Origin of the sequence: Methylobacterium sp. E-025 (assembly GCF_022829705.1) — a bacterium.
Taxonomy (GTDB): Bacteria; Pseudomonadota; Alphaproteobacteria; order Rhizobiales; family Beijerinckiaceae; genus Methylobacterium.
Map to the genome: position 1 here is coordinate 1 of NZ_JAKSYR010000076.1, position 10,538 is coordinate 10,538.

A 10,538-nucleotide genomic window follows, 5' to 3' on the forward strand; every position below is an offset into this window, starting at 1 on the left:
TGCTACGCAAAGCGGCCGAGCGAACCGTCGAGGGATTGTGGTCGGCCATCGGACGTCTCGTCGACACCGTCACACCTGACGAGTGCGCCAACTTCTTCGCTGCCGCTGGATACGGACCAGATTAAACCGAAAACGCTCTAGAAGCCATGAAGCCCACGGTGCCACCTTGTCCGGGCCTCTCGGCTCAGCGCTGGCAGGAGATGTGCGAGGCGGCGATTCGACTTCCTCGACCGGCTCGGTGATTACGCCATCGCCCTCGGCTGGACGGCCATGGACCTGTTCGGCGTGCACCCGACTATCGGCGTGGTCCGCGTCGATTACTGCGGCGGCCTGATAATCAACGCGCGCCGCGTCGAGGCGATTGGCGACACGTGGATCCGCTACGGGAACCAGACCTTCCGGCGGGATCGACCTGGGCGCCCCGTTGGCGTGCCATTGTGGCAGGCCGTGCGATAGGCAGCAGGCCCGTCCCCCGATCTGATCACGGGGCGACGGGTGCTTCGTCTATCTCACCAGCGAACCGGTCCTGAGTCCGGCTTGCCGGCAAGGTGCCTGCCTTCAGTTGACAGACTGTCACTCATCGTCAGCGGAGGGGTTTCAGTATGGGAAACCACCGCATGAGGCGCGGTCAAGTGGGAAACGGTTGCGCTCGCGCGTCATCGCTTGGGCTGATCATATGAACAGATCGGCCAGGAGCGAGCGTGGCGACGGGGCAAACAGCAGGGAAGCCAAGCGAGCCGCCTAAAAGTCTTGCCGATGAGCACCAAGATCGATTTTAAGGGTTATACAGCGGCAAAGAATTGAGGCCAGCGGTATGGGCGTGCGTTTGTCGTTCGCGGATCACATAAGAACTCACAGATGATGCGGAGCTACAAGGCCAAAGGTCGCTCCCGTGTTACTCGCGATAGCCTGATCTCTCCGCTTCCTGCCGCGCGGTACTAAGAACGCGCGCCCTCGCAGGCTGCTCGGTGATGGCGCCCCACAGTCGGATGAGGGTGAGCAGATCGCGGCCATCTTGGCTCAGATCGCTGACGCAGTCATTCGGGCAGTTCTGCCTTGGGACATCTTGAGGTAGGCGCCTGAAAAAGCGCGACCCTGGGGTGTCAGGTGGAGGACAATCTGTCATCGCGCGACCAAAGCGCACATTTGATTTAACTAAATCATCTTTTGCTAACTTTATTGAATAATGGCCGCATAACCCGTTCAAATCACGTGGCGACATCATCCGATGGGTTTAGCGCCGTCCTCCCTTGGTGCATTTGCTCCATAATGCTGCGCTGTCGTCATCGGCGGTGATCGTCGCCCAGCTGCAGGCTATGTCAGGGCGCGGGCGATCGTGGCGTGTCCAGCCTCGTAGATCGCATTGTGACGGCGATCACTCACTGGCTAGGGTCGCCCTCTCGCGAAACCTGACACCAGGGTCGTCCCCGTTCTCTGCCGTGAAGTCGCGACTGGAGAACGAAAACGGCCCTGCAAGCTAGAGCCTACAGGGCCATCAGATTGCCAAGTACGACGCTAGGGACGCTTTCAGCAGTCGTTGCTGCCCTGCTTCACCACCTGACCCTCGGGTCGGCTTCTTCTCACCATCGACGGGCTTGGTGCCGGCGCCAACGTTGTTCAGCGCGCCAACCGTTCCGGGAGACTCGGCCTTGGCGCCGGGGGTCGTCTTGGCAGTCGTGGTGCCGTCGGTCATCGAGCTCTTGTCGGCCGAGGACGACTTGCCTTCCATGTTGGTGGTGGTTCCCACCGAATACGGGGCAGCGAAGGATGCGCCGGCCGTCAGCATTAGAATGGCGGCAGCGCCTGAAAGGGTTGCAAGCTTGGTCATGTTTCCTCCGATTGTATTACCGGAAGGAAACTAATTTCGGCATGATGGTTCCGACCCTGCGCCACTAAGGCCCTTTTCGTCCCTGGAAGGGTCGAAGCAGCCAAGCCATGCCTTTCGCTTCAGCCTGCTCGACCGCGTCCGTTTCTACCATCGGACCTGTCTTACTGTCGATCTCATAGACGATCTGCGTCAGGAGGTGTGGGAGTGGAACGTCGTACTCAGCGAGCAGCAAGGCGGCGTCGAGGAGCGCACGGATGTGTTGGTCCAGGATTGGTCGGCTCATGATCTGCGCGTCCGGCACCTGGTCGGTTAGCAGGCCAGCAAGGCGGGAGACCTCGGATAGGCGCTCAGGCGAGGAGGTCATGCCTACCGCTCCCGGAACCGGATGCCGGCGCCCCCGCCGTTCTCGGGGATGAACTCAAGGCCCTTACTCTCGAACGCGCGCTGGATGGCTGCGATCGTAGGGCCGTGAGCTGATAGAGCGCCGGGCGCAGCTTCCAAACGTTTGATCGTAGGAAGCGATACCCCCGACGCCTCGGCGAGATCCTTTTGCTCCCAACGTAGCAAAGCTCTTCCAGCACGCACCATTTCGCTACTGAGCATCGACCGTCCCAGAAAATGATACCCAGGGGATAAGCGTGATACCTAAGGAATTGACAGTACCTCAGGACTCATAAAATGCCCCAGGCATCGAATTAGAGCAACGCTCCTTCCGATGCGCTACGCCAACCTCATCCCCGCCTCGCACATCAGCCGCAGCGCCGACCCGCGCCTGACCGCCGACGCCCGCCGCATCATCACCCGCGCCAAGTCCGCGGTCGTCGCCTCGACCGAGAGCGCCAAGCGCTTCGCCGCCACCGTCGCCCCCCTGGTCAACCGCGACGGCACCTTCGACCGCTCGGCGATCATGCGCGCTGCGACCCGCTCCGCGCAGGCCCGCATGGAAGTGACCGGCGACGCCTGGGGCGTGTGCATGTCCTACGCCCTCAAGGGCGCCTGGGCCGCCGCCAAGGCTTCGCGCGCCTACCGCGCGCACTGAGGCCGGACCGATGGCCTCCGACCTGATCCGCTCCCCCACAGTCCGCCTGCTGCACGCCCGGCAGGATCACGCGATCTGCCTGCGCCTCGCGGCCTCCTACCGGCACCGGATCGCGGCCGGCGAAACCGCCGAGCGCGCGGACAATGTCTGTGCGCTCAGCAACGACGGCGGCGGGAGCCTCGCGGCCGCCTAACTGAGCGAGACGCGCTGATGGCCAACCTCTCCCGCCGTGGCGTCCTCGGCGCTTTCCTCGTCCTCGTGTCCTCGCGGGTGCCGGCCATGTGCTGCCGGCGATCCGCTGAGCCGAGAAAGCCGATTCTGCCTATTCCGCTTCGGGTCATGTCGCAGCTGACCTGACCGCCGCCGGCCTGCCGATGCCCGCCGGTTAGCGTGCCTACCGCGCTTCACTGGCCCGCGTGCGCCGGCTGGCCGCCTCAACCTCTACGCCCTGACGCCGACTACGCCCAAGACCGCCGCGGCGCTTGCCGCCTATCACACCGCCCGCGGCGAGCAGGCCGGCACCACCGGCGCCCGTCGTGCCGCACGGCGACGCCTGCGCAAGGTGTTCGCTCGGCCGGGTGCCGTGCTCCCGCCCCGGCCGACCAGATCGGCGCCCAACCGGGACCCACCCCTTCCAACTTCCGCACCCACCCCGAGCCCTCTGGAGCCCCAGCTATGGCAACGACCTTGCACGCCTCGAACCCGCTGACCGGCCCCGTTACCCGCGCCATCGTGGCCATGCGCAACGACGAGCCCGTCCCGCCCCGCCGCGGCTTCCTGCGTGGCCTGCTCTCGCTGCCCCTGATCGGTGGCGGCGTCACGCTGATCAGTGCCCCGAGCGCGGTGGCCGAGCCGCTGACCCTGCCCCTGATGAGGCGCTACGTCGCCTTCCTGGCCCGCGAGCACGGCCACGCCCATGACGAACTGCTCGGCATGCTGAGCCCGGAAGAGCAGTACTACAGCGGGTACTACAGCCCCCCTCACGGCCCCGATGACCCCGCTGGCCGACAAGGTGCTCAGCCACTGGCCGATGGATGCCAGGGCCGATGCCATGGTTACAGCTGCCCCACCCTCGACGCGGGCGGCCCTGGTCCTCAGCACGATCGGCGCGGATTGGGGAGGGCGGCCGATGAACGGTCCCTCATCCCGTCGCAGCTTCCTGCGCGGCCTCACCGCGCTCTCAACCGGTTCGATCGTGCTCGCGGCTCCCGCAGTCCTTGCGGCGGCACCGAGCCCCGACGCCGACCTGATCCGGCTCGGCGCCGACCTGGACAAGGCCCTGGCCGGCTTCCTGACGCTGTGCGAGCGCAAGGCCAGGCGTGTCGCTCAGTTCGAGACGATCAAGCCGGAAATCCAGCCCGAGATCGTTCGTCCTCGCGTCACCGGCCCGGCAGGGTGGCACTTCCATGGGGAGGCACCACCCAACGCGGACGGCGAGCCGTGCCACAGGCAGTTCGACCATCGCGTGATGATCCTGTGGCCATGGGAGGCGGTGCAGAACACGAATCGGTATCACGACGGGCGCACCCGCATCTGCAAGCATCATCGGCGCCTTCGAGCCTCGTGCGAGGCCTACCATGCCGCCCATCTCGCAGCGCGCGAGGCGGCTGGTATCCCGATTGTCGAGGATGCCCGGTTCCATTCCGGCCGCGATGTCATGCGGATCGCCTTCGATATCGCCGCGATGGATGCTGCCACGATCCCCGGCCTGGCAGTCAAGGGTCGGGCCGGGCTCGCCATGCAGCAGGTCTGGAGCAGCGATCGTGGAGGCAGCTCGATCGATCCCTCTTACAGGAAACTGCTGCAGAACCTCGTGGCACTCGATGGCAGGGAGGCAAAGGAGGAAGCTTGATCCCGTGCGGATCCCGTCGTCTCACAGCTGGCGGAGCAACAGACAGCCGATCCTTTGCTCCACCAGGCTGTGCTCGTAGCACCGCCTCCTCTCACGCCAGCTGGAGCCCGCAACCTGATAGAGGCGGTGGTACAGAGCGTCGTCAACACAGCCGACAACCTGCTGCCATCCTCGACCGCATGGACGGAGACGTAGGCGCCGGGGACGGCGGGGATGCGGAACCCGCCCTCGGCGCCCCTGAGAGCCACCAGGGCAGTCAGGTCGTGTGGATGCGGGGCAACGATGTGGACCGGGAGGCCGAGGCGTCGGAGGTCGTACTTCCGGAAGCGGCAGTGATCCCATTCCCGCCGCTACCATGGGGCGGCAGGGGCAACGTCGTGGCGGCGGCGGGTGTGGCGCTCCTCGAGATGGTCTGGGGGCGCTGATCCCGACCGCGCTTCCCCTCTCGACCAGACAACAGCTGTTCACGCCCATTTTGGGATGGGATGGGACCTTGTTCGCGCGGGAGGGATTTGGTGCTTATGGATCGCACCGCGTCTGCCCCTTATGCCCTCGCTGTCGATGACGATGGGCTGATCCGCATGGACGTGCTCGACATCCTTGAAGAGGCCGGGTTTCGAACCCTAGAAGCCGCAGACGGCGATCGGGCCATCACGATCCTTGAAGAGCATTACGCTTCGATCGTCCTTCTCTTTACCGACGTGCAGATGCCCGGATCGCGTGACGGGTTCGCCCTGGCATGCGAGGTGTCACGGCGCTGGCCGGACATTACGATTGTCGTTGCCTCCGGCCAGGTCAGCCCGCAGCCCGGTGAGTTACCTGATGGGGTGCGCTTTCTGAACAAGCCATTCTCTGCGGAAATGGTCCATGACCACCTGCGGGAAATCCTGCCAGACGGCCGAAAGCCGGAACCTCTTAAGTCATAAAAAAAGGGACCGTCATCGGCCCCGTTCTTCTTTTCTCTCAGAAGCAGCCTAATGACCGAAATATCCGCGGATTGTTGAAATCCGAGTACCGACCATTCGGACTGCGCGCTTGATGTTTTCCTCGGTGACTCCAAGGGATTGGGCAAGCGCCTGACGCGCAAACTGATCGTGGATGTCTAAATGCGTTTAGGAGACACTAGGCGCGGGTGTGGAGGGCATTTAAAACCCTACTCCGCTTATAGGCTTGTTTCTGGCGATGCTGCACGATTGGGGTATGAACGCGAACCGGGCGCGGATGTTTCGTCATCCCCTGTGGAATCCGATTTTTTGCCTCAGCCCTGCACCACCCTTTCATAACTTGAGCGTTTTTCGGATACCGGTCGGATCGCCTATGGGTAGACAGCGGAAGTTGCAGGACGCCGAAAGGAGTGTCCGTTATGGAGTTTCAAACGGCGGACGATCGTGCCACCCGGGCGCTCCTCACGTGATGAGCCCTACCGCTTCGCTTCCTTGACTGCTTCGATCAGCGACCGGATGCGGGCAGCCATGGCGTCCATCGCGAACGGTTTGGTCAGCACCGACATGCCAGGTGCGAGATGGCCGTGGCCGAGCACCGCATTCTCCGCGTAACCGGTGATGAACAGCACCTTGAGGTCCGGGCGCTGCACCCGTCCGGCGTCTGCCATCTGCCGGCCGTTCATGCCGCCGGGCAGGCCTACATCCGTCACCAGGAGGTCGATGGGCACGTCCGATTGCAGGATCTTCAGCCCCGCCGCGCTGTCACCAGCCTCGATGGCAAGGTAGCCGAGGTCTTCGAGGATATCGGTGACGAGCATGCGCACGGTCGGCTCATCGTCCACGATCAGCACCGTTGCCTCCTGCTCCGAGCGGGGCAACGCATCGAGTTTGATCGTGTCGAATTCATCGGCTGCCTCGCCGTGGTGGCGGGGCAGGTAGATGCAGATGGTCGAACCCTGACCGACCTCGGAGTAGATCCGGACCTGCCCACCAGACTGCTTGGCGAAGCCGTAAATCATCGACAGGCCGAGCCCCGTGCCTTCTCCGGTGGGCTTCGTCGTGAAGAACGGCTCGAACACCCGCGCGATTACTTCCGGCGGCATGCCGGTGCCGGTGTCGGTTACGCACAGTGAAAGGTACTGCCCTTCCGGGAGGTCCTGTTTCTTGGCGGCGCGCTCATCCAGCCACCTGTTCGCGGTCTCGACCGTGATGCGCCCGCCATCTGGCATCGCGTCCCTGGCGTTGATGCACAGGTTGAGCAGGGCGTTCTCAAGCTGCGACGGGTCCACCAGGGCGGGCCATAGGCCTGAGGCGCCGACCACCTCGACCGGGCTGCCTGGGCCAGCCGTACGCTGGATCAACTCCTGCATGCCCAAGACGAGCCGGTTTACGTCGGTGGGTTTAGGGTCGAGGGTCTGGCGGCGGGAGAAGGCGAGGAGGCGGTGGGTCAGCGCCGCGGCGCGCTTCGAGGCCCCCTGTGCGGCCACCATGTACTTGTCCACGTCCTTGAGGCGGCCCTGCTGCATCCGGTTCTGCATCAGTTCCAGTGACCCGGAGATGCCCGCGAGCAGGTTGTTGAAGTCGTGCGCCAGCCCCCCGGTGAGTTGGCCCACCGCCTCCATCTTCTGGGATTGCCGAAGCGCCTCCTCGGCGCGCATCAGTTCAGTTGTCCGCTCGGCGACTCGCTGTTCCAGGGTCTCGTTGAGAGTGCGCAACGCTGCCGCTGCCCGGTCGCGCTCCTCCAGGATGGCGCGGCGCTCCTCCACGTCGATGAGTACGCCGGGGAAGCTCGATGGGGTGCCGTCCTCAGCGCGGTCAACGCGCCCGTTGGCCTCGATCCAGTAGTAGCGTCCGTCCGTCCGGCGCACGCGATACTGGTGCGCGTAGGCGCCGCCCCGCTGAATGGCGTCGTTGATCGCCTTGGCCAGTCCCGCTTGGTCGTCGGGGTGGACGGTCGCGACGATCTGAGCGAGCGGTATGCCGGTCGTGCCGAGGGCTGGGTCGAGGCCGAAGCTGCCGGCGAAGCCCTCGTCAACGGTGAACCGGTCGGTCGGTAGGTCCCAGTGCCACGTCCCGAGGATGGCACCCGCGCCAAGGGCAAGTTGCACGCGCTCGGCATCGGCCTGCGCCCTCACCTCCCGATGCCGTGCCTGATCCATCTCGGCGCGTAACGCGGCCTCGGCACGCACGCGCGCCGTGACCTCATGACCACCCACAAGAATGCCATTGATCGGGCCATTCTGTTCGCGGATCGGCTGGAACAGGAAGTCGATGTACCGGTCCTCGTCCTCATCCACGAACCGGATCGGCGTGTCCTGAGCCGAGAACGGGACACCGGTGGCGTACACCTCGTCCAGCAGTTCGAAGAAACCCTGCCCTTCGAGTTCGGGGAATACGTCGCGCACAGTCCGGCCGAGGTAGCCGCGCGCACCGGCCGTCGCCACGTAAGCGTCATTGACGTACGCATAGACGAGGTCCGGCCCTTCGAGCACGGCGACGAAGCCCGGTATCTGCTGTAACAGGCTTCGCTGGCGCCGGTTGCTGGCGCGAAGGCTGTCCTCCAGCGCCTTGCGCTTCGTGGTCTCGGTCAAGATGGAGATGACCCCGCCGATGCCGTTGGGCGCGGTATCGTCATCGATTGGGCTGAGCCCATAGGTCCAGTAGGCATCCTCGACCCGGCCCTCGCGCAAGATCGGGACGTGCTGGTCCTCGTACCAGGTATGCCCGCCGCCGTTGCGGACCTTGGCGACCTCGAAGCCAATCACCGGCCAGATTTCACCCCAGCTTTCGGATGCCGGACGGCCGAGCGCGGAGGGATGGCGCTCCGGTCCCGCCGAGGGGACAAAGGGGTCGTTGTAGAAGAACGTCGCCTCCAGCCCCCAGAAGATGTGCATGGGGTGATGGCTGTTGAGTAGCAGGCGCACCGCCGTGCGCAGGCCGGAGGGCCAACCCTCGGGCTTGCCGAGCGGCGTCGTGGTCCAGTCGTAGGCGCGCATCAGCGTCGCCATCTCGCCCGCCCCGGCAAGGAAGTCGCAGCTACCCGACATCGGATCAGGCGCGGTCATGAGGGGGAGGAGACTGCTGCACCATCGCTTGCTGGGTGATCGGGGCCTTCCCCATCTCGGCCCTTTCAAACTCCCGTAGGGCGGCCCGCACGACCTCGCTGATGCTGCTGTAGCGGCCGGTGGCAACGCACCCTTGCAGGAACACCCGCAGTTCCGGGGGCACGGAGATAGTGATGGTTTCGCGCACAGCCATATCGGATCGGTAACACGTCCACACACTGTCTTACACGTGACACATGCGTGCCCCGGTTGCGGTCCCTATGCCGTCTGCTTCCCGGCAGGATCGGACGTTGGACGGTGCCTACGCCAACGTCCGAGTAGGGTCACAAGCGGCTTCGAAAGCAGCCTTAATCGGTCACAGGTTTTCGCCCGTTGCGCGACCTACATCACCGAGATGCACCCGGCTTGCACCATCGGCCGTTACACGGCTGGTGCAGCCAATTGTCCGTTGTCAGATGATCTAGGGAAAGGTGCGCCCTCCCTCAGGCTGATCATCCGATGACCTTGCGTATCAGGATGCGGTGGTTTGAGCCTGCGCGAGCCAAGCCCAGGCAGCTGGCTCCTCCTTAAAGTCGAAGGTTTTTGTCTCGACCGGCATGATCATCCCGGACAGGTTGATCATAGCTTTCGCCATGGTCGGTGCACCGACGACGACGTAGCGCTGGATATGCGCCACCGAGCGCGCCTTCACGCTCGCCGCATAGCCGTCGAAGGTCGCTCCTAGATCCGAGCCTTCGTAGTTCGACATAATGATGAGCATGTCGATCTTCCCGTGCGCCTGCATGGCTGCATCGGTCACGGAGGACATCCACTCGATGTCGGGCTTGGTGATCTTGTCCTTGATCTCGAAGGCGAGAAGGTCGGGACGCGGTGCCTCACGCTGGATGACTGAACCGTCCGGTGCTGCGTTCATGCGTTCCTCCCAATTCCGCCATAGCAGATTATGGATTGAACGATACGATCCCACGTTTTGATCCAAACCGATGAGCGTGCCGCACAGTGGCTGCTGCCAAACCTGCGCATCGAAGCCCACCTTGCAGGTCGCAGGTTCGGGCGCTCACAATACGGTGTCTATGAGAGCTGCCATCCAATGCAAATCACGCTGAGCGCCGCACACATACTTCTACCAGCCTTTTGCCCGTTAAGTCTGCCACAGCATCACCGCAAACGGGTTCTTACCTAACCAGGTTGCGCTCTCTTCCGTGCAGCGCGCACAACCACGCACATGATACGTCAAAGATGTGGATCGGCCGCCGCTTCAAGCCGTCCCGATGCGATGGCGTCTTGAAAAAATCTGAAGTCCTCAGCGTTTCGATCGCCGTAGGCGGCAGACCAATCAGCTACAGCCTCCCTTAAGTCGGCGCGGCCATCGTGGCCGCAGTAGCCTGCAATTGCTGAGGCATCCCCTGTTCGTGCATGGGCCTTGGCCAACAGGGCGCCATAGGCGTGGGAAAAGTACATAAGAGATCGACCTGTCATGCGAGAGACTGGGATCTCGCCCTTCATGTTCTTCATCTGCCGCACGTAGAACGGGCGGTCGGCGATCGTGGTCCAGCCGAGCAGCGGGTCGCCGACGCCCTGGAGCAGGCGCTGCCCGTAGATCACCCGCTCGCCCTCGTGGCTGGCATAGGGCTCCGGCATGCCGGGCAGGTAGGGGGCGTGGGCCGGACGCACCGCCTCCTTCACCTGCAGGAAGAGCACGTCCTGGTCCGAGTTGCCGCAGAGCAGCGCCACGTAGGCGCGGGTCCCGACGCTGCCGACCCCGACGACGCGGTGGGCGACGTCGACCACGTGGTAGCGGCTCAGCATG

At 64.1% G+C, this 10,538-nt stretch carries 12 protein-coding genes and 1 pseudogene; 6 read left to right on the top strand and 7 right to left on the bottom strand.

Going from position 1 to position 10,538, the window contains the following annotated elements:
• Both MKK64_RS08490 and MKK64_RS08495 read left to right on the top strand, forming a co-directional pair.
• Nucleotides 1–125, top strand: a pseudogene (locus tag MKK64_RS08490) (IS630 family transposase); the annotation flags it as partial.
• A gap of 145 nt (nucleotides 126–270) precedes the next feature.
• Entirely contained in the window at nucleotides 271–456 is a 186-nt protein-coding gene (locus MKK64_RS08495) for a hypothetical protein (RefSeq protein ID WP_243933533.1), read from the top strand.
• A gap of 1,039 nt (nucleotides 457–1,495) precedes the next feature.
• Here the strand turns inward: MKK64_RS08495 and MKK64_RS08500 are convergent.
• On the bottom strand, nucleotides 1,496–1,828 hold the full coding sequence (locus MKK64_RS08500) for a hypothetical protein (protein ID WP_243933535.1): 333 nt from the start codon (nucleotides 1,826–1,828) through the stop codon (nucleotides 1,496–1,498).
• 64 nt (nucleotides 1,829–1,892) lie between these two features.
• Nucleotides 1,893–2,192 carry a hypothetical protein gene (locus MKK64_RS08505; protein ID WP_243933537.1) on the bottom strand — a complete coding sequence of 100 codons (300 nt, stop codon included), beginning with the start codon at nucleotides 2,190–2,192 and terminating at the stop codon, nucleotides 1,893–1,895.
• Between the two features lie 351 nt (nucleotides 2,193–2,543).
• Between MKK64_RS08505 and MKK64_RS08515 the strand changes: the two genes are divergently transcribed.
• The 4 genes from MKK64_RS08515 (at nucleotide 2,544) to MKK64_RS08530 (ending at nucleotide 5,645) form a co-directional block, all read left to right on the top strand.
• Nucleotides 2,544–2,867, top strand: coding sequence for a hypothetical protein (locus MKK64_RS08515; RefSeq protein ID WP_243933541.1), 324 nt, complete (start codon nucleotides 2,544–2,546; stop codon nucleotides 2,865–2,867).
• Nucleotides 2,868–2,877: 10 nt separating this feature from the next.
• On the top strand, nucleotides 2,878–3,060 hold the full coding sequence (locus MKK64_RS08520; protein ID WP_243933543.1) for a hypothetical protein: 183 nt from the start codon (nucleotides 2,878–2,880) through the stop codon (nucleotides 3,058–3,060).
• Nucleotides 3,061–3,858: 798 nt separating this feature from the next.
• Complete coding sequence (locus tag MKK64_RS08525; protein ID WP_243933551.1) at nucleotides 3,859–4,719, top strand: hypothetical protein; 861 nt, start codon at nucleotides 3,859–3,861, stop codon at nucleotides 4,717–4,719.
• Nucleotides 4,720–5,240: 521 nt separating this feature from the next.
• On the top strand, nucleotides 5,241–5,645 hold the full coding sequence (locus MKK64_RS08530; RefSeq protein WP_243933558.1) for a response regulator: 405 nt from the start codon (nucleotides 5,241–5,243) through the stop codon (nucleotides 5,643–5,645).
• A gap of 48 nt (nucleotides 5,646–5,693) precedes the next feature.
• Here the strand turns inward: MKK64_RS08530 and MKK64_RS28410 are convergent, their stop codons facing one another.
• The 5 genes from MKK64_RS28410 to MKK64_RS08550 form a co-directional block, all read right to left on the bottom strand.
• On the bottom strand, nucleotides 5,694–5,819 hold the full coding sequence (locus tag MKK64_RS28410) for a DUF3606 domain-containing protein (RefSeq protein WP_409567924.1): 126 nt from the start codon (nucleotides 5,817–5,819) through the stop codon (nucleotides 5,694–5,696).
• A gap of 320 nt (nucleotides 5,820–6,139) precedes the next feature.
• Nucleotides 6,140–8,728, bottom strand: coding sequence for an ATP-binding protein (locus MKK64_RS08535; RefSeq protein WP_243933572.1), 2,589 nt, complete (start codon nucleotides 8,726–8,728; stop codon nucleotides 6,140–6,142).
• Nucleotides 8,715–8,915 carry a type II toxin-antitoxin system ParD family antitoxin gene (locus tag MKK64_RS08540; RefSeq protein WP_243933574.1) on the bottom strand — a complete coding sequence of 67 codons (201 nt, stop codon included), beginning with the start codon at nucleotides 8,913–8,915 and terminating at the stop codon, nucleotides 8,715–8,717. The genes MKK64_RS08535 and MKK64_RS08540 overlap by 14 nt, the downstream gene beginning before the upstream one ends.
• 324 nt (nucleotides 8,916–9,239) lie before the next feature.
• Nucleotides 9,240–9,641: an STAS/SEC14 domain-containing protein gene (locus tag MKK64_RS08545; protein ID WP_243933576.1), complete on the bottom strand. Its 402-nt coding sequence runs from the start codon at nucleotides 9,639–9,641 to the stop codon at nucleotides 9,240–9,242.
• Nucleotides 9,642–9,961: 320 nt separating this feature from the next.
• Nucleotides 9,962–10,538, bottom strand: a 577-nt coding sequence (locus MKK64_RS08550; protein ID WP_243933578.1) for a DUF2252 family protein, incomplete at its 5' end; no start/stop codon positions are given.